Annotated in this window: 19 protein-coding genes; 17 read left to right on the top strand and 2 right to left on the bottom strand. The window is 49.0% G+C overall.

The window, feature by feature from the left end:
• Positions 1-9 precede the first annotated feature (9 nt).
• Complete coding sequence (locus ACO05E_RS03995; RefSeq protein ID WP_419811701.1) at positions 10-288, bottom strand: type II toxin-antitoxin system RelE/ParE family toxin; 279 nt, start codon at positions 286-288, stop codon at positions 10-12.
• 312 nt (positions 289-600) lie between these two features.
• On the opposite strand from ACO05E_RS03995, the gene rpsB reads away from it, so the two are divergent.
• From rpsB to rnhB, 15 genes are all read left to right on the top strand, one after another.
• Complete coding sequence (rpsB, locus tag ACO05E_RS03990) at positions 601-1,350, top strand: 30S ribosomal protein S2 (RefSeq protein ID WP_419811700.1); 750 nt, start codon at positions 601-603, stop codon at positions 1,348-1,350.
• 97 nt (positions 1,351-1,447) lie between these two features.
• Positions 1,448-2,299 (top strand): translation elongation factor Ts, encoded by an 852-nt coding sequence (gene tsf, locus ACO05E_RS03985; protein WP_255859029.1) that lies wholly within the window; start codon positions 1,448-1,450, stop codon positions 2,297-2,299.
• A gap of 205 nt (positions 2,300-2,504) precedes the next feature.
• On the top strand, positions 2,505-3,245 hold the full coding sequence (gene pyrH, locus ACO05E_RS03980) for a UMP kinase (RefSeq protein WP_419811699.1): 741 nt from the start codon (positions 2,505-2,507) through the stop codon (positions 3,243-3,245).
• Positions 3,242-3,799: a ribosome recycling factor gene (gene frr / locus ACO05E_RS03975; RefSeq protein WP_255859031.1), complete on the top strand. Its 558-nt coding sequence runs from the start codon at positions 3,242-3,244 to the stop codon at positions 3,797-3,799. The genes pyrH and frr overlap by 4 nt, the downstream gene beginning before the upstream one ends.
• 28 nt (positions 3,800-3,827) lie before the next feature.
• Positions 3,828-4,592: an isoprenyl transferase gene (locus ACO05E_RS03970; protein WP_419811698.1), complete on the top strand. Its 765-nt coding sequence runs from the start codon at positions 3,828-3,830 to the stop codon at positions 4,590-4,592.
• Positions 4,585-5,430, top strand: coding sequence for a phosphatidate cytidylyltransferase (locus ACO05E_RS03965; protein WP_419811697.1), 846 nt, complete (start codon positions 4,585-4,587; stop codon positions 5,428-5,430). The genes ACO05E_RS03970 and ACO05E_RS03965 overlap by 8 nt, the downstream gene beginning before the upstream one ends.
• A 14-nt stretch (positions 5,431-5,444) precedes the next feature.
• Positions 5,445-6,632 carry a 1-deoxy-D-xylulose-5-phosphate reductoisomerase gene (gene ispC / locus ACO05E_RS03960; RefSeq protein ID WP_419811696.1) on the top strand — a complete coding sequence of 396 codons (1,188 nt, stop codon included), beginning with the start codon at positions 5,445-5,447 and terminating at the stop codon, positions 6,630-6,632.
• Positions 6,629-7,969 (top strand): RIP metalloprotease RseP, encoded by a 1,341-nt coding sequence (gene rseP / locus ACO05E_RS03955; RefSeq protein ID WP_419811695.1) that lies wholly within the window; start codon positions 6,629-6,631, stop codon positions 7,967-7,969. Before ispC ends, rseP begins: the two co-directional genes overlap by 4 nt.
• 27 nt (positions 7,970-7,996) lie before the next feature.
• Positions 7,997-10,567 carry an outer membrane protein assembly factor BamA gene (gene bamA, locus ACO05E_RS03950; protein WP_419811694.1) on the top strand — a complete coding sequence of 857 codons (2,571 nt, stop codon included), beginning with the start codon at positions 7,997-7,999 and terminating at the stop codon, positions 10,565-10,567.
• A 56-nt stretch (positions 10,568-10,623) separates the two neighbouring features.
• The gene (locus tag ACO05E_RS03945; protein ID WP_419811693.1) at positions 10,624-11,121 is read left to right on the top strand and encodes an OmpH family outer membrane protein; all 498 of its coding nucleotides are present in this window, start codon (positions 10,624-10,626) and stop codon (positions 11,119-11,121) included.
• 13 nt (positions 11,122-11,134) lie between these two features.
• Positions 11,135-12,157: a UDP-3-O-(3-hydroxymyristoyl)glucosamine N-acyltransferase gene (lpxD, locus tag ACO05E_RS03940; protein WP_419811692.1), complete on the top strand. Its 1,023-nt coding sequence runs from the start codon at positions 11,135-11,137 to the stop codon at positions 12,155-12,157.
• Positions 12,157-12,621 (top strand): 3-hydroxyacyl-ACP dehydratase FabZ, encoded by a 465-nt coding sequence (gene fabZ, locus ACO05E_RS03935; protein ID WP_419811691.1) that lies wholly within the window; start codon positions 12,157-12,159, stop codon positions 12,619-12,621. Before lpxD ends, fabZ begins: the two co-directional genes overlap by 1 nt.
• A complete protein-coding gene (gene lpxA / locus ACO05E_RS03930) occupies positions 12,618-13,388 on the top strand; it encodes an acyl-ACP--UDP-N-acetylglucosamine O-acyltransferase (RefSeq protein WP_419811690.1) in 771 nt (256 codons plus the stop codon). The genes fabZ and lpxA overlap by 4 nt, the downstream gene beginning before the upstream one ends.
• A gap of 24 nt (positions 13,389-13,412) precedes the next feature.
• Positions 13,413-14,546, top strand: coding sequence for a lipid-A-disaccharide synthase (gene lpxB / locus ACO05E_RS03925; RefSeq protein WP_419811689.1), 1,134 nt, complete (start codon positions 13,413-13,415; stop codon positions 14,544-14,546).
• Entirely contained in the window at positions 14,543-15,166 is a 624-nt protein-coding gene (gene rnhB, locus ACO05E_RS03920; RefSeq protein ID WP_419811688.1) for a ribonuclease HII, read from the top strand. Before lpxB ends, rnhB begins: the two co-directional genes overlap by 4 nt.
• Before the next feature lie 44 nt (positions 15,167-15,210).
• Here the strand turns inward: rnhB and ACO05E_RS03915 are convergent, their stop codons facing one another.
• Positions 15,211-16,041, bottom strand: coding sequence for a lysophospholipid acyltransferase family protein (locus ACO05E_RS03915; protein ID WP_419811687.1), 831 nt, complete (start codon positions 16,039-16,041; stop codon positions 15,211-15,213).
• A gap of 123 nt (positions 16,042-16,164) precedes the next feature.
• Between ACO05E_RS03915 and ACO05E_RS03910 the strand changes: the two genes are divergently transcribed.
• Together ACO05E_RS03910 and ACO05E_RS03905 are read left to right on the top strand one after the other, a co-directional pair.
• Entirely contained in the window at positions 16,165-17,370 is a 1,206-nt protein-coding gene (locus tag ACO05E_RS03910) for an NAD(P)/FAD-dependent oxidoreductase (protein WP_419811686.1), read from the top strand.
• A 269-nt stretch (positions 17,371-17,639) separates the two neighbouring features.
• Positions 17,640-19,613, top strand: a complete 1,974-nt coding sequence (locus ACO05E_RS03905) for a methyl-accepting chemotaxis protein (RefSeq protein WP_419811685.1) — start codon at positions 17,640-17,642, stop codon at positions 19,611-19,613.
• Positions 19,614-19,619: the final 6 nt, after the last annotated feature.

Below are 19,619 nucleotides of genomic sequence, written 5' to 3'. Positions count from 1 at the left end.
AGGAATACCTCAGTGGTAATCAACATAATTTACCAGTTCTACATCATCGCTAATAAACCGAAACGTGATGCGCCAATTACCATTGACCCATACCGAATAATAGCCTTCAAGCTGACCGCTCAGGCGATGAAGCTTTAGCCAGTGAAACTGAAGGTCTTGCGATGATGAAGCGACATCAAGCAATGTCAGTATCTCGCGAAGTTTCTTTGCGTGTTTTGCTTGGATGCCTTTTGTATTGCCCGTTTCATAGAAGGCTTTGAGGCCCTTATGTTGAAAACTGACAATCATGGTTTAAGTGTAATCTGTAACGTGATGCTATACAAATTGATATTCCTTGTGCGTACCTTTCTCCGATAGCATCAGCATCGCAGAACCTGCTGATCAGATAAAGAGGCATAATTATCCTGTGAGCTTCTGGTTTTTGCCCTCTGAAAATGGTATAAAGCGCCCGCGAATTTCGCCCTGAGATGTCATTGCATCCAGGAATATTAAAAACACACACGTATCACAACGTGTTGCCGGGGTGCCTTAATCATAATTATGAAGCGGGTCGGCAAGATGGGTACGTGGAGGCCTAACCCAAGTTATAAGGTAAATATCATGGCACAAGTAAGCATGCGTGACCTGCTGAAAGCAGGTGTACACTTTGGTCACCAAACTCGTTACTGGAACCCTAAAATGGGTAAGTACATCTTTGGTGCTCGCAACAAGATTCATATCATCAACCTGGAGCACACTGTTCCGGCTCTGAACGAAGCACTGAACCTGGTTGAAGGCCTGGCTGCTAAAAACAACAAAGTTCTGTTTGTTGGTACTAAGCGCGCAGCAGGTAAAATCATGAAAGAGCAAGCTGAGCGTGCAGGTATGCCGTTCGTTGCTCACCGTTGGTTAGGCGGTATGCTGACTAACTACAAAACTATCCGTCAATCTATCAAGCGTCTGCGTGACCTTGAAGCGCAACAAAACGACGGTACTTTTGAGCAGCTGACTAAAAAAGAAGCGCTGATGCGTACCCGTGAGATGGAAAAGTTAGAGCGTTCCATCGGTGGTATCAAAGAGATGGGCGGTCTGCCTGATCTGGTATTCGTGATCGACGTTGACCACGAGCGTATCGCTATTCAGGAAGCGAACAAGCTGGGTATCCCGGTTGTTGGTGTTGTTGATACTAACTCTAACCCAGATGGTATCGACTACGTTATCCCAGGTAACGACGATGCGATCCGTGCAATTCAGATCTATGCAACCGCAATGGCTGATGCAGTTCTGGACGGTAAGCAAGCTAACGGTGCTCCAGCAAGCGAATTTGTTGAAGTAGCTGAAGAAGCGCCAGCAGCAGACGCGGCTGAATAAGCTTAACGGCTCGATCGAAAAAGGGGGCTTGCCCCCTTTTTTTGGATAAACGGTTTTTGAATAAAAAATTTGCACAAAATTTTTAGAGGAATTTGATATGGCAATTTCTGCTGCATTAGTAAAAGAGCTGCGTGAGCGTACTGGCCTGGGCATGCTGGAGTGTAAAAAAGCACTGACCGCTAACGACGGTGATATCGATAAAGCGATCGAAGATCTGCGTAAAAACTCTGGTCTGAAAGCGGCTAAGAAAGCGGGTCGTACTGCGGCTGAAGGTAAAGTACGCGTTGTTGCAACTGAAGGCGGTATGGTTGCCGTTGAAGTTAACTCTGAAACTGACTTCGCTGCTGGCGATGCAAACTTCGGTGGTTTTGCTGACAAAGTTGCTGCAAAACTGGCTGAAACCAAAGAAACTGACGTTGCCAAGCTGACCGAAGGTGAGCTGGAAGAAGATCGTATGGCACTGGTTCAGAAAATCGGTGAAAACATCACGGTTCGTCGTGCGTTCCTGGTTGAAGGCGAAACTGTTGGTGCTTACGTTCACGCAAACGGCAAAATCGCTGCCATTGTTGAGCTGAAAGGCGGCAATGCAGACGTTGCTAAAGACATCGCAATGCACGTAACTGCGGTTAACCCACGCGTTCTGGCTCCAGAAGATATGCCACAAGAAGATCTGGAGAAAGAAAAAGACATCATCAAGGCGCAGCCTGATATGGAAGGCAAGCCAGCTGAAATCGTTGAGAAGATGATGGGCGGCCGTATCAAGAAGTTCCTGAAAGAAAACAGCCTGCTGGAACAGCCTTTCGTTAAGAACCCAGACCAATCTATCGCTCAGCTGGCTAAAGCTGAAGGTGCAGAGGTTGTTTCTTTCGTTCGTATCGAAGTGGGCGAAGGTATCGAAGTTGAAGAAGTTGACTTCGCTGCGGAAGTTGCTGCACAGCTGAACGGCTAATAACCGTTATGCATCACTGATGTCAGTGTACTGTTGATATCACAACAGTGATGCAATCCTATGCCGGGCTTGTCCCGGCATATTTGTGTCTTGAATATACACTGAATATTCAACGCTTTATGATAAGCAGCGGACGCTGTTTATATGCCGTGATGGCGTTAAAAATCGACTCATTGACTACCTGCCTGACTTGGAGAACTTCTGTATGGCCGAACAGAAAAGCCCTAAATACAAACGCATTTTGCTGAAACTCAGCGGTGAAGCCCTGATGGGTGAGATGGACTTTGGTATTGATCCAAAAGTTCTGGACCGCATGGCGCTGGAGATTGGCCAGCTGAAGGGCATTGGTGTCCAGGTAGGGATCGTGATTGGTGGCGGTAACCTGTTCCGTGGTAAAGCCTTAAGCGAAGCCGGTCTTGATCGTGTGGCGGGCGACCATATGGGTATGCTGGCAACGGTAATGAATGCGCTGGCAATGCGTGATGCGCTGGAGCGCGCCAATATGCCAACCCGTGTCATGTCGGCGATTCCAATGAGTGGTGTGGTGGATCATTACGACCGTCGTAGTGCTATTCGTGCACTGGACTCTGGTGATGTGGTGATTTTCTCAGCCGGTACCGGTAACCCATTCTTTACTACCGATTCAGCGGCCTGTTTGCGTGGTATCGAAATCAATGCCGATCTGGTTTTAAAGGCAACCAATGTCGATGGTGTGTATACTGCCGACCCGAAAAAAGATCCAACGGCCGAAAAATATGACTGCCTGACCTATCAGGAAGTGTTGGAAAAACAACTGGGTGTGATGGATTTAACCGCTATTTGTCTGGCGCGTGACCACAACATGCCGCTGCGTGTTTACGATATGAATGAAACCGGTGTACTGGCGCGATTAATGACCGGCGGCAATGACGGTACGCTGATTGTGAGTGAGGAACAAAACGCATGATTAACGAAATCAAACAAGATGCTGAAGCACGGATGACCAAAAGTGTTGCAGCCATGGTCGATGCTTTTAAAAAGGTTCGTACCGGTCGTGCTAATCCAGCCATTCTGGATGGTGTGATGGTTGACTACTACGGCTCTGATACCCCGATTGCTCAGGTGGCGAATATCATTGTTGAAGATGGTCGTAGCCTGGCGGTCAACCCGTGGGAAAAGAACATGATCCCGGCGATTGAAAAAGCCATCATGAAGGCCAATCTGGGCCTGAACCCGGCGACCTCCGGTGATGTGATTCGTATCCCGATGCCCCCGCTGACCGAAGAAACCCGTAAAGAGTACATCAAGCAAGCACGCGCAGAAGCGGAAAAAGGCCGGGTATCCGTGCGTAATATCCGTCGCGATGCCAATGGTGATATTAAAGATCTGCTGAAAGAAAAAGAGATCTCTGAAGATGAACAGCGCGGTGGCGAAGATCAGATTCAGAAGCTGACAGATAAGTTTATCGCTCAGGTCGATAAACTGTTAGCGGATAAAGAAAAGGATCTGATGCAGGTTTAAGCCGTAGGAACTCAGGCGACTCTTTATTATGTCTACCAGTATTGATGATAACCTGGCCGCTCAGGGTCAGGTGCCTAAGCATGTTGCCATTATTATGGACGGCAACAACCGCTGGGCTAAAAAACGCTTTATGCCGGGTGTGGCCGGGCATAAAGCCGGTGTCGACGCGGTGCGTGCGGTGGTTGAAACCTCGGCTAAAGAAGGGGTGGAAGTTTTAACCCTGTTTGCTTTCAGTAGTGAAAACTGGCGCCGCCCTGCCAATGAAGTCAGTGCTTTGATGCAACTGTTTGTGGCGGCACTGCAACGTGAAGTCAAAAAACTGCACAAAAACAATATTCGCCTGGTGGTTATGGGTGACTTATCCGGCTTTAACGATCAGATTCAGGATCTGGTGCGTGAAGCGCAGGAAAAAACCCGTGACAACACCGCCATGACGCTGGTGATTGCCGCTAACTACGGTGGTCAGTGGGATATTGTGCAGGCGTCAAAACTGATCGCTGAAGAAGTTCAGGCCGGGCGCTTAGCTGTTACCGATATCAACGAAGATGTTTTTCATCAATACACCTGGCTGAACGAATTCCCGGCGCCGGATCTGATGATTCGTACCGGTGGGGAACAACGCATCAGTAACTTTATGCTGTGGCAAACCGCTTATGCAGAATATTACTTCTCTGATGCCTTGTGGCCCGATTTTAAAGAACAAGAATACAAAAAAGCGTTAGCTGCCTTTGCCGAGCGTACACGTCGCTTTGGCCGCACTGACGATCAGCTCAAGGAAGCTTCCGATGACTAAGGTTCGTGTCATCACCGCCCTGGTGTTAGCCCCGTTAATGATCTTTGGCATTTTCTTTTTGCCACTGAAACCTTTCGCTGTGTTTATTGCTGCCATTGCAACGATCGGCGCGTGGGAGTGGGCCAATATTGCGGGTTATACCAAAAGCCGAAGCCGGGTGTTGTACGCTCTGGTAATGTTTTTGTGTTTATACGCCACAGCGCGTTTTCTCCGGGTAAACGAAGCTTATAAAGTCTATTTTCTGGCGGCCGGCACCTTATGGTGGGTGGTCGCTTTTGCGTTAGTGAAGCAGTACCCGGGTGGCACAGGGTTATGGAATGCGCGGCCTGTGCGGGCATTGTTAGGCCTGTGCGTACTGGTTCCTATGTGGGTCGGATTTATGCACCTGAAGCAGGAAGCGCATAGCTCACTGCTGATTATTTATCTGATGCTGATTATCTGGGGGGCCGATACCGGAGCGTATTTTGCCGGTCGTCAGTGGGGTAAATCCAAGCTGGCACCGAATGTCAGCCCGGGCAAATCCTGGGCCGGATTCTGGGGCGGTTTTGCCACCAGTCTGCTGGTTGCTGTGGCGTTTCTGGCGTATATCAATGATCAGGTTCAGCCGGTGGATAGTCAGTTTGCCATATCCCTGCTGCTGATTACTGTCATTACTGCGGTGGTGTCTGTATTGGGTGACCTGGTAGAAAGCATGATGAAGCGCCACCGTGGCATCAAAGACAGTTCTCAACTGTTACCGGGTCACGGTGGTGTGCTGGACCGAATTGACAGTATGGCGTCAGCGGTGCCGGTCTTTGCTTTCTGTATGCTGATCTTTAACTGGGGCCTGAACGGCTGAACAATGGCTGACAGATGGCTTCCATTCAAAACATTACGGTATTAGGTGCCACTGGCTCCATCGGCCAGAACACGCTGGATGTGATTCGCCGCCATCCGGACAAGTACCGTGCTTTTGCTCTGACGGCATCTCGCAGCGTTGAACAAATGCTGGCGGATATCGCCGAATTCCAACCACGCTATGCGGTGATGGCCGATGCTCAGGCGGCACAGCAGCTTAATACCCAATTACCCACTGATTGCACCACCGAGATCCTGAGCGGCGATGAAGCGCTGGCGATGGTTGCGTCTCATGACGATGTTGATCAGGTGATGGCTGCAATTGTTGGCGCGGCCGGATTACTGCCATCATTAGCGGCGGCACAGTCGGGTAAACGTGTCTTACTGGCGAATAAAGAAAGCTTGGTCATGGCAGGGCCGCTGTTTATGCAGGCGGTGGAGCAAGGTAATGCTGAGCTGCTGCCGATTGATAGTGAGCATAATGCCATCTTTCAAAGTATGCCGGAGTCATATTCTGGTGAACTCAGTGCTCATGGCATCGACAAGATTCTGCTGACTGCCTCTGGCGGGCCATTCAGAGGCAAAAGCCGTGATGAATTAACGGCAGTTACACCAGAGCAGGCGGTGGCACATCCTAACTGGTCAATGGGCGCTAAGATTTCTGTTGATTCGGCCACCCTGATGAACAAAGGGCTGGAGCTGATTGAAGCCTGCTTCTTGTTCCATTGTGCGCCTGAACAGGTTCAGGTGGTGGTACATCCGCAGAGTGTGATTCATTCTATGGTGCAGTATTGCGATGGTTCGGTGATTGCTCAGTTAGGTCAACCGGATATGCGTACCCCCATTGCTTATGGTATGGCCTGGCCGGAACGAATTGACGCAGGGGTGAAATCACTCGATTTATTTGAAATTGCACAACTCGACTTTATGCCGCCGGATGAAGCCAGCTTTCCGTGTTTACGTCTGGCGAAAGAGGCTTTTGCCGCCGGTGGCACCATGCCTGCTGTGCTAAACGCCGCTAACGAAGTGGCGGTTGACGCTTTTTTACGCCAAGAACTGTCATTCATTGCCATCCCTGACTTGATTGAACAAGTGATGAAACGTCATGCTGTGCAGCATATTGAGCAGTTGCAAACCGTGTTGGATGCCGATCGTTGGGCACGCGACTGTGCTCAGCAGCTTATGACCGAGGAATCCCTGTGACCCTGCTGTATTTTATTATCGCCATCAGTGTGCTGGTGGTTATCCATGAATATGGCCACTTCTGGGTCGCGCGCCGCTGTGGCGTCAAAGTGCTGCGTTTCTCCGTTGGCTTTGGTAATCCACTGTTCTCCTGGAAAGATAAGCACGATACCGAATATGCCATCGCTCCGATCCCGTTGGGTGGTTACGTCAAAATGCTCGATGAGCGCGAAGGCCCGGTGCCTGAGCACTTGCTGGATCAGGCTTTTACCCAAAAATCGGCGTGGCAGCGTATTGCTATTGCCGCGGCAGGACCGATAGCTAACTTCTTATTTGCCATTGTTGCTTACTGGATTTTATTCGTTGCCGGTACCACGGGTGTGGTGCCTGTAGTGGGTGAGGTCAAAGACAATACTCCAGCAGCGCTAGCCGGATTACGCAGCGGTGATGAAATTATTGCCATTGACGGTGAAGAGACCACCAGTTGGCAGGAAGTCAGCTGGCAGCTGGTGAACTTTATTGGTGAAGATGCCAGTTTTCCAATGATCGTCCAATCAGACTCAGGTGTGCAGCGTCGTCTGGAGGTTCAGGTTTCAGCCTGGTTATCCGACAGTGAGGCACCCGATCCGGTCGGTGGTTTAGGCATCGAACCGCGACGTTTGGATATTCCGGCTCAGTTAGGACAGATTGCTGATGATGGTCGCGCTCAGGCAGCAGGACTGAAGCCCGGCGATACGATTCTGGCAATTGATAATGAAACCGTATCGGACTGGTATCACTGGGTTGAGCAGGTTCAGCAAGCACCGGAGCAAACTCTGTTACTGACGATTGATCGCGATGGTCAGCAACAAGCTATTAATCTGACACCTGCCCGCAAAGAGTTGGATGATGGTGAGGTAATTGGTTTTGTTGGCGCAGGTGTTCAGGTGCCTGAGCTGCCTGCTGACTGGCTGCGTACCTCGCAGGCCGGTATCTTTCAGGGGCTGTCATTGGGGATTGAAAAAACCGGCAGTCTGATTGGCTTCACTCTGGAGTCACTGTGGAAGATGATTCAGGGCGATGTCTCGGTTAAGAACTTGAGTGGGCCTATTACCATTGCTAAAGTAGCGGGCTCTTCGGCGTCGGGTGGTTTAGAGAGCTTTATTGGCTTTCTGGCGCTGCTGAGTGTGTCTTTGGGTGTATTAAATTTGTTACCGGTACCCATGTTGGATGGTGGTCATATCCTGTTCTACAGCGCCGAGCTGTTGACGGGAAAACCGCTGCCGGAAAAGGTTCAGATTGCGGCGATTAAGGTAGGCATGCTGTTATTGTTCAGCCTGATGGCCGTCGCTTTTTATAATGATATTAGCCGTTTGTAAAAACGGCTCTTTTGGAATCCTGTGTTAATGCGTTGTCTGTTGTTTGCGCTGTTTATTGCTCTGTCAGGTGTTGTCTCCGCGGTTCAGGCTGAGTCATTTAAAATTGAAGATATTCGTCTGGAAGGTCTGCAACGGGTGTCGGCCGGTACCGTTTTCGAAAGCTTCCCGATAAATGTTGGTGATCAGGTCGACAGTACTCGTCTTGTCAGTGCTTCCAAACGCTTATTTAAGTCCGGGTTGTTTAATGACGTTGAGCTGTTACGTGATGGCAATGTCTTAATTGTGAAGCTGGTCGAGCTGCCAACCATCACCGGCATTGAAATTGAAGGTAACAAAGCGATCCAGACCGAAGCGCTGTTGGATGGTCTGAAGCAATCTGGTCTGGCCGAAGGCCTGGTGTTTAAACGCTCGACGCTGGAGCGAATTTCCCTTGAATTAGAGCGTCAGTATGTTGGTCAGGGTCGTTATGATGCGGGCATTGAAACCGAAGTGGTACGCCTGCCGCGTAACCGGGTGGCGCTGAATATCAAGGTCGACGAAGGTAATGTAGCGACCATTGAGCACATCAATATTGTTGGTAATGAGGTGTACTCAGACGAAGAACTGCTGAAGCAGTTTGAATTACAAACCTCTAACTTCTGGTCCTGGTACGCCAGCGACGATAAATACAGCCGTGAAAAACTGTCCGGAGATATGGAGACGTTACGCTCTTATTATCTCGACCGTGGCTATATTCGCTTTAATATCGAATCCACTCAGGTATCGGTTTCGCCGGATAAAGACGGTGTTTATATCACCATTAATGTCAGCGAAGGTGATGTTTACAGCATTCGTGAGTTAAAACTGGCCGGTGATCTGGTATTGGATGAAGAAGAGTTCACCCGTTTATATCTGTTAAAACCGGGCGATACCTTTTCCCGTCAGCGGGTTACGTTCAGCAGTGATCTGATGAGTAAGCGACTGGGTAATGATGGTTATACCTTTGCTAAGGTGGATGGTATTCCCAAAATTTATGATGACGAAAAAGAAGTCGATCTGACCTTCTTTGTTGAGCCGGGTAAGCGTACTTACGTTCGTAGTATTAACTTCACCGGTAATCAGGGCACCAAAGACGAAGTACTGCGCCGGGAAATGGTTCAGATGGAAGGTGGCTGGGCCTCCACCGATAAGATTGATTCCGGTAAAACCCGCCTCAACCAGCTGGGCTTCTTTAAAACCGTTAATGTTGAAACTCCGGCCGTTCCGGGCACGGATGACCTGATTGACGTGAACTACAACGTTGAAGAACAGCTCAGTGGCAGCCTGAACTTCAATATCGGTTATGCTGGCAGCAGTGGTGCGATTTTGGGTACCAGCATCAGCCAGAATAACTTTCTCGGTACCGGTAACCGCATGAGCCTGAGCCTGCAGAAAAACCGCACAGTGCAGTCGGCCAACTTCTCTTACACCAACCCTTATTACACCATTGATGGGGTGAGCCGTGGCTTTAACATTTTCCACCGTGAAACCGATTTCAGTGAGCTGGGTACGTTAAGTGATTTCCAGACCAACGTGAAAGGCGGCAGCATGACCTTTGGTTACCCGATTTCACACCGTCAGCGAGTGTCTTTATCGGTTGGTTATGACAACACCAAAATGTTCCTGGGGACAACGGTACCGGCTGAAATTGAAGACTTTGTGGCACGCGAAGGCGACGACTTTGATGAATATACGCTGGGCCTGAACTGGCGCTATAACAACCTCAACCGTGGCTTATTCCCAACGGCAGGGACTGAGCATCGTATCTCTGCCGATCTTTCGGTTCCTGGCAGTGACCTGACCTATTACAAGCTGGGCTATAACGCCAACTACTATTTCCCGATTGGCAATAGCAATGAGTGGTCTATTCGTCTGCGTACGGAACTGGGTTATGGCAATGGTTATGGCGATGATGACACCCTGCCTTTCTTCAAAAACTACCGTTCCGGTGGTATTGGTTCGGTACGGGGCTATCGTGCCAACAGCTTAGGGCCTAAAGGTCTGCCGGATTATACCCCGGTGGATCTGGTGCAAACCGACTCGGCAGGTAATCCGGTGTTTGAACTGGATGATCTTGGCCGACCGCTGGTGGACAGCAGTGCTCCAGGCGTGATTTACACCACAGATGCCGATGGCGCAGCGGTCAGCCTGTCGAATCCAAACCGGTATCGCCCAGTCTTTGCCACCAACAGCTCAGGTACGGTGGTTAAAGCGCCTCTGTTCCTGGAAGAGGAACGTACTCTGGGCGGTAATATCCTGACCGAAGCCAGCGTTGAGTTGATCTACCCACTGCCATTTATTGAAGATCGCAGCTCAGTACGCAGCCTGTTCTTCTTCGATGCCGGTAATGTGTTCACTGATCAATGTTTTGATCCACAAGACCCGGATGTACCGGAATTATCCGATCATCCTTATTGTGATGAAGGCATTAATCTGTCGGATATCCGTACCAGCGTGGGTGCGGGCTTAACCTGGATCACCGCCATCGGACCATTAACCTTTACCTATTCGATTCCGCTGAATGATCAGGAAGACGATGACACTGAAGGCTTTGAATTCTCTCTGGGTCAGGTGTTTTAATCGCTTTATCAGTCACAACCAAACGGTTTAACAAAAAACAATTAAGGAGCATGAGGATGCGCTGGATTTTAGCAATGGCAGCAACGCTGCTGATGAACACGGCAATGGCAGAAGGCGGCAAGATTGCCGTTGTGGATATGGAGCGGGCACTGTTTTTATCCGAGGCCGCTGAAGCTGCCGACAAGCAGTTTAAAGAAGAGAACAAAGCGGATATTGATAAGTTAAAAGACTTGGAAGCTGCTTTACGTAATATGCAGGAGCAGGTACAGAAAAACGCCGACGTGATGAGCGATGAAGAGCGTCGTAAGCTGTCTAACGAGTTCGAAGAGAAGAAATCTGAGCTTCAGTTCTTCGCTAAGAAGCTGCAGCAAATGGATCAGAAATGGAAGAGAGAATTTTTCCAAGCACAATTGCCTGAACTTGAAAAGTTGCTTAAAGCAATCATCGACGAAGGCCAGTATGATGTGGTGCTACAATCCGGTGCAGCGATCTATGTGTCGCCAAAAGCGGATATTACTAAGTTGTTGTTGGAACGCCTGAACGCCAAACAATAATTGGATGCATGGTATGAAGATAACACTGGGTGAATTAGCGACCCGACTGGGTCTGACATTAGTGGGTGATCAGGATACGCTGGTCACGGGTCTGAACACGCTGAAAGAAGCGCAAGCCGGTGAAGTCAGCTTTCTGGCCAACGCCAGTTATCAGAGTCAGTTAGCAGACAGTCAGGCATCGGCCGTGATCGTCAGCGAAGCGCAGGCTGAGCTGGTGGTTGGCAGTGCACTGATCTCGGCCAATCCATATCTGAGTTTTGCTCAGGCCAGCCAACTGTTTAACAACCGTCCGGCATTTGCCGCCGGTGTACACGAGACTGCCGTCGTAGCGGATACCGCTGTGATTGCTGAAGGTGTGTCGGTAGGTGCTAATGCTGTGATTGGCGAGCATTGTCAGATTGGTGCCGGCAGTGAGATTGGTGCCTCAACCGTGGTGTCTGATCATTGTGTGGTTGGAGAAAACTGTCAGCTCAACCCGAATGTTACTCTGTATCACAATGTGGTGCTGGGCGATCGGGTGATTATTCACTCAGGGGCCGTGATTGGTGCCGATGGATTTGGCTTTGCCCCGGATCAGGGGAAATGGCACAAAATCTGTCAGCTCGGCGGTGTTCGTATTGGTAACGATGTTGAAATCGGCGCAAACACCACCGTTGACCGTGGTGCGCTCGATGATACTGTTATTGAAGATGATGTAATTATCGACAACCTGGTTCAGATTGCTCATAACGTGCGTGTCGGACGTGGCTCTGCCATTGCCGGCTGTGCAGGCATCGCTGGTAGTACCACAGTGGGGCAGTATTGCACGGTAGCTGGTGGCGCAGGTCTGGCCGGGCACCTGAACATTACCGACGGTGTTCATATCGGACCAATGGCTTTGATCAGTAAATCCATCACTGAAAAAGGCGCTTATGGCTCCGGTACTGCACAAATGCCAATGAAAGAATGGCGCCGCAGTGCCACCCGTTTCCGACAACTGGATTCCATGGCGAAACGCCTGCAACAGTTAGAAAAAATCCAGAAAGGTGAAGTTTGATGTCCCTGTATAACATTCAGCAAATTCAGGAATTTTTGCCACATCGTTACCCGTTCCTGTTGGTTGATCGTGTTAAAGAAGTAAATTTAGAAGCCGAGGATGGTGAAACCATTCGCGCCTTAAAAAATGTCACCATTAATGAAGATTTTTTTAATGGCCATTTCCCGGGCCACCCGATTATGCCCGGTGTGTTAACTCTGGAAGCCATGGCTCAGTCGGCCGGTATTCTCGGGTTAACCATGATGGGGCCAGAGTATGCAGAAAATACCCTGTATTACTTTGCCAGTGCGGACAACGTTCGTTTTAAACAGCCCATCGTGCCTGGTGATCAGGTAATTCTGGAAGCCCGGCATATCAGCCACCGCCGTGGCATATGGAAATTTGCGTGCCGCGCCCTTGTCGATGAAAAAGTCGTTTGTTCAGCAGATATCGTCTGTGCAGAACGGCAGCTGGAGCAAGCATGATTGACCCACGAGCAATCGTAGACCCGTCTGCTGTTATTGCAGATAACGTTGAAATTGGCCCGTTTTCGATAATTGGCCCTGACGTTGAAATTGGTGAAGGCACCGTGATTGGCCCGCATGTAATTGTGCGCGGGCCAACCAAAATCGGAAAAAACAATAAAATTTTCCAGTTCGCCAGCATTGGTGAAGAATGTCAGGACAAAAAATACGCCGGTGAACCAACCACCTTAGCCATCGGTGATAATAATGTGATTCGTGAAGCCTGTACCTTCCATCGTGGTACGGTACAGGATGCTGGTCATACTCAGGTTGGCAGCAACAACCTGTTTATGGTGAATGTTCACGTTGCGCATGATGCGGTGATTGGTGATCACTGTATTCTGGCGAACGACACTAATATTGCCGGCCACGTAAAAATTGGCGACTACGCTATTCTAGGCGGAGCGACCCAGGTGCATCAGTTCTGCCATATCGGTGCACATTCTATGTGTGGTACCGGCAGTGTGGTGTTAAAAGATATTCCGGCGTATTTAATGACCCAGGGATACCCGGTGAAGCCACACGGTATTAACGTTGAAGGACTGAAGCGTCGTGGCTTCAGTAAAGACAGCATTAACCACCTGCGCGCGGCTTATAAAACTCTGTATCGTCAGGGCCTGACGCTGAAGGAAGCGTTAGAACAATTAGCACCTGTTGCTCAGCAGGATGAAGCCGTTAATGTACTCCTTGCCAGTATTCAGGCCGGTGATCGCGGTATTATCCGCTAACTTTTCCAATAACACAGACACCATATGCGTATAGCCATTGTCGCCGGTGAAACCTCGGGGGATATGCTCGGGGCCGGTTTAATCCAGCAATTAAAACAACGTTACCCACACGCCACCTTTGAAGGTATTGGTGGGCCGTTAATGATGCAGCATGGCTTTAACAGCCTGGTACCGATGGAACGTTTATCGGTCATGGGGCTGGTAGAAGTATTGGGTCGTTTATTCGAGTTGTTAAAAGTACGTCGCGATTTAATCAAACGCTGGCGTGCCAATCCGCCGGATGTGTTTATTGGTATTGATGCACCGGACTTTAATTTAACGCTGGAACAAAAACTGCGCGAATCCGGTATTAAAACGGCACATTACGTCAGTCCATCAGTTTGGGCCTGGCGCCAAAAACGCGTATTAAAAATCGCCAAAGCGGTTGATTTGATGCTGACGTTATTTCCGTTTGAAGCCCGTTTTTATGAAGATCATGACGTACCGGTAAAATTTGTTGGTCACCATCTGGCCGATAAAATTGCATTAGAAACTCCGGTTGCTGAGGCCCGGGAACAATTGGGGTTAGACCCTGAGCAACAAATCGTTTGTTTAATGCCGGGCAGTCGTGGCAGCGAAGTAGAGCGTTTGGGCGCGGTGTTTTTAAAAACCGCCGAACTTATGCAGCAGAAGCGTACTGACCTGCAATTTATTATTCCGGCGGCCAGTGTTGATCGTCGTAATCAGATTGAATCATTACTGGCGCAATACCCGGGTAATTTACCGGTGAAAGTAATTCTGGGTCAGTCACAAACCTGCATGACGGCAGCGGATACCATTTTACTGGCTTCGGGGACAGCAACACTGGAAGCTATGTTGCTGAAAAAGCCCATGGTCGTCAGTTATATCGTGGCGCCACTGACCTATAAAATTCTCAAACGTCTGGTGACTCAGCCGTATATTTCCCTGCCCAATTTATTAGCCAATCGCGAGCTGGTGCCGGAGTTTATTCAGCACGAAGCGACACCGGAAAATCTGTCAGAAGCCTTGCTCGCACGGTTGGAAGACAGCGATGATATGCACCAGTTGCATGAAACCTTCTTATTTATTCACCGCCAGCTGAAACGTAATGCCGACGACGAAGCCGCCGCGGCGATTGCCGAGCTGATTGAGTCATGAGTGACGCTGTCGCACCTTCAGCAGTACAAACCGATATTGAACAGCAGCTGCTGGACAATGCTGTGGTGTACTGTGGTGTTGATGAAGCAGGCGCCGGGCCGCTGTGTGGTGATGTGGTTGCCGCGGCGGTGATTCTCGATCCGGATAAACCGATACCGGAATTAACCGACTCCAAAAAGCTTACGGAAAAAAAGCGTGAACGCTTATTTGATGAAATCCGTGAGAAAGCCATCGATTATTGTATTGCCCGCGCCACAGTGGAAGAAATCGATAGTATCAATATTCTTAATGCCCGCATGTTAGCCATGAGCCGTGCGATTGATGGTTTACAGGAAAGCTGCCAGCACGCATTAATTGATGGCAATAAATTGCCCGAATTAGCGATGGAAGCCACTGCCATTATTAAAGGTGATGCTCTGGTGGCGGCAATTTCTGCGGCGTCGGTATTAGCGAAAGTGCAGCGTGATCGTGAAATGATTAAACTGGACGCGCTCTATCCTGAATATGGTTTTGCCAAACACAAAGGGTATGGCACCAAAGCCCATCTGGAAGCACTGGCTGAACATGGCCCGTGTGAGATTCACCGCCGCTCTTATGCGCCGGTGAAGAAGCTGCTCTGATTCTCTTTTCTGTTATGGTTTAAAATAATAGCGCGATTAACGCTCTATTTTTTACCTGTAAACTTCTCTTTTTGCTGATAAACCCGATCACGCAACAGCTCCCGAATAGCCTCGGGTTTATCACACGCCAGAATCTCCTCGGCTGCAATGGGTTCACCAAAACCAATATGAATGGTGGAGTTTTTCTTTTTCAGAAACTCAGCCGGAATACGCAGCGTGCGTAACGCCGGGTGAACTTTACCTAATACGTGAAAGCTGCGGCTGTTATGACCATGGAAATACACCGGAATAACCGGTACCTGCGCATTTTTAATCAGCCGCATACTGGAGAGCGGCCACGGACGGTCTTCAATGCCTTTCTGGCCTTTGTACCAGGTCGATACTTCCCCCGCCGGGAAAATGCCAAGGCCATGGCCAGCCTCGATTTGTTTGAGTGATTTTTTGGCACCCCCCATCCCTTTCGGGCCTCTTTTGCCCTGAGGTGTTGATTGCTCGAAGGGGTTAACGGTAATAAATAAATCGGAGATTGGTGCAAAGTAACTTAATAAAAAATTCGCCACCACACGAAAATCTTTGCGCTTGCGGCCAATAATCAGCAATAAAATAATGCCATCTAAAAACCCAAACGGATGATTGGATACCGTGATAAACGGGCCTTTTTCCGGGATCGTACGTTCCAGAGCTTCAAGGTCATAATCCAGCCGGATATTTAAAAACTTCAGCGTATCGGCAATCAGGTTGATGCCTTGTTTTTCGCTGAGCTGACTGTAGATCCGATCCAGTACCGGTGCTTTTAATAAGTACATCAGCACTTTTAATTTGCGGGGCGACAGCTTTGTCGCTTCCATCAGCCCCTGACGATCAAACAACTCCATGCGTGGCCTCTCTGCGGCGTAAAACGTATTGGCTTCAGTGCGGGTATGGCATAATACCAGCCTCTGACACTCTGCCAAAACCGGCAGTGTGTATTTGTCATAAATATGAAGTGTAACGGCCAAATGCTGCAGAAATACGAAGTTGTGATCATTGGTGCCGGGGCGGCCGGATTAATGTGTGCCGCCGAGGCAGGCAAACGTGGTCGCCAGGTACTGGTGCTGGATCATGCCAATAAAGCGGGCAAAAAGATTCTGATGTCGGGGGGAGGGCGCTGCAACTTCACCAACTATTATGTCGAGCCCGAGCGCTATTTGTCGCATAACCCACATTTCTGCAAATCGGCATTAAGCCGCTATACCCAGTGGGACTTTATTGCGCTGGTGGATAAGCATGGCATTCCTTACCACGAGAAAAAAGACGGCCAGCTGTTTTGTGATAATAAGGCCAGCGATATCCTCAATATGCTGCTGGATGAGTGTGAACAGCACAGCGCCCGGGTGCAGCTGAAAACCACTATAGAACAGATCGAACCCCTTGCCGACAACGAGGAAGGGCTGCGTTATCAGCTGCGAACCTCATCCGGTAACCTGCAATGTCAGTCGCTGGTGATCGCAACCGGAGGGCCGTCCATTCCAACTCTGGGAGCCACCGGCTTTGGTTACGATATTGCCCGCCAGTTTGGCTTAAAGGTTTACCCAACCCGGGCAGGGTTGGTGCCGTTTGTGATTACCGATCATTATAAAGCCTTGTGTGAAGCTTTATCGGGAACCTCACTAAACGTCAGCGTGAGCTGCAATCAGAAAAGCTTTACTGAGGATTTATTGTTTACTCACCGCGGCTTGAGTGGCCCGGCGATTCTGCAAATCTCTTCTTACTGGAACGAAGGCGACGAGCTGGAGATCGACTTATTGCCTGCGGTTAATCTGGCTGAGCTTTTACGTGAGCAACAACACCAACGCCCTAAAGTGAGCTTAAAAAACTGGCTGGCAGAACACTTTACGCAAAAGTTTGCTGAGTTATGGCTGGAGCAGAATCATTCTCATTATTTGGGTAGTACGCTGGCGCAGCTCAGTGGTGACGATATGGACACCATTGCTTATGGCATTCATCAGTGGCGCATTAAACCCTCCGCTACTGAAGGCTATCGTACCGCCGAAGTGGCGTTGGGTGGTGTTGATACCGATGAAGTATCGTCGAAAACCATGGAGGTGAAAGCTCATCCGGGGTTGTACTTTATTGGTGAGGTGCTGGATGTGACCGGCCACTTGGGGGGCTTTAACTTCCAATGGGCCTGGGCCAGTGCGGTTGCCGCCGCCGAGACGGTTTAGGGCAGCTGCCAGAAGTAACTCAAACAGTAGCCCAAACAGTTAGCCAGACGGACAAAATGGCCAAAATAATAACTGCTTATAAATCAATACGATAAAGTGGCCGACGGACGTTCCGCTGCGACTCATAACTTTGTATGAGGCGGACTCAGACAAATAACTGAGCAGAAGCCTCAGTTTTTGCTAGTCTGAAATCTGACCCTCATTTTCTGAATCATCAATTGATTCCGAAATTATTAACCGATCCCGATGATGAACAGATAGGTGTAGTTATGCGTGCGTGGTTGTCAGAACACTTAGCTTCTCTGATTTTAGCTCCCTGTCTGATTCTTATTGTGGTTTTGGTTATTGACAGCATCAGTGCTTATAAACATATGCAGGCCAATGCCGAACTGATGCATCATGCTGATTTGATCAAAGCCACCAATAGCCTGGTGCATGAGCTGCAAAAAGAGCGCGGTCAGTCAGCTGGTTTTCTGGGTTCAAACGGTGAAAAATTCCGCGATGTATTACCGGCTCAGCGCCAGCTAACCGATCAACGGTTGCAGGAACTGAAAGATATTTTTGCGCTGTATACCTATGCCAAAGATATTACGGTTTATATTGGTAAAGTAAAAAACAGCCTGCAGCAGTTAAGCACAATTCGTAACCGTGTTGATCAACTGCAAATTCCTCTGCCAGAAGCCATTCGCTTTTATACCCAGAACAATGAAGCACTGCTGGAAGTTAATATTCAGTTACTGGAGTTTTCCACCAACGAAATTACCTCTGAAGAACTGGTGACTTTATACAACTTTGCCTACGCCAAAGAAAAAGCCGGCATAGAACGAGCGGTGTTAAGTAATGTGTTTGCCCGTGATGCGTTAACAAAAAAATTACAGATACGTTTTTCTGAATTATCGAACGCACAAAAAATTTACCTGCACTCAGCAACAGCAAAAGCCCCGAGTGATCTGAAACAGATTTTATTGGATGAACTGTCGTCAAAAGAAGAAAAAGCGGTTGAGCGTTTTCGTCAGCTGATTACGGAAAAAGATCAGAATTATGGCGTTAATCCTACTGACTGGTTTACCGTCGCCACCGACCGGATTAATCTCTTAAAAAATATTCAGGATGAAATTATTGAACATGTTCTGAAGAATACCCGAATTTTTTATGACAACAGTATTATGGTGATTGTGCTGGAAATTCTGGTGTTGATCGTTGCTGTTGTGATGACCTTTCTGATTCGTATGACGATTGATTTAATTCAGCGTCAGTCGTCAGAGATTGAAAGCAGTGTGAACCGTTATATTCAGCAGCGTGATCTGACTCAGCCGATTCAGAAGTTCAGTGATGACAGCCTGGGTAAAACCGCTGCCAATATTAATAAGCTGGTGCAGCGCTTTGCTCAGGATTTATCGCAGTTTCAGGATTATTCCAACCAGATTGCCAGTGCTGCCACTCAATCCAGTGCTTCGTTAATACAAAGTGAAGTGAACCTGAAAAACCAGCAGCAGGAAATTGCTAACGTCAGCAACAGCGCTGATAGCGTTGGTCAGGCCGTCAGTTCAGTGAATCAGGCAACTCTTACCAGTGCCGAACGTATTCGCGAAACCTCAGAAAAAACCCGCTCGGGTCATCGTGCTGTGAGTCATGCAGCTGAGCAGATTCAATCGTTATCCAGTGAGATTCTTGGTCTGCAGGATGTAATGGCTAACTTAAATGAACGGGTGGGTAATATTGCCAATATGGTGGATGTGATTCAGTCGGTGGCCGAGCAAACTAACTTGCTGGCATTAAATGCTGCAATTGAAGCCGCTCGGGCTGGAGAACAGGGCCGCGGTTTTGCGGTGGTTGCCGATGAAGTACGCAATCTGGCCAGCCGTACTCAGCAGTCAACCATTGAAATTGCGGATATTGTTCAGGAGCTGCAGGCCGGTTCGGATCGTTCTACCGAAGTTATTAATAACAGCAGCCAAACTGCCGGAGATGCTGTAGCCATGGCTAAAGAGGTGGCTGCCACCCTTACTGATATTGTTGGTGTGATGACGGATCTGGAACAGGTTTCCGGCGATATTTCCAGTCAGTCGAATCAGCAGACCGATTCCATTCAGAATATTACCGCCTGCCTGCAAATGATTAATCAGCAGGCGGGGGAAACCATCGAAGGTACTTCTGATATTGCCCAAGCCGGTGAACACCTGGCCAAAATTGCCGAGCAAATGCGCACAACTGTCAGCCAGTATAAGGTTAGCCAGGGCTGACGCAGG

The sequence above is a fragment of the Bacterioplanoides sp. genome, assembly GCF_965226395.1.
Taxonomy (GTDB): domain Bacteria; phylum Pseudomonadota; class Gammaproteobacteria; order Pseudomonadales; family Oceanobacteraceae; genus Bacterioplanoides.
This window is presented reverse-complemented; position numbering and strand designations above follow the sequence as displayed.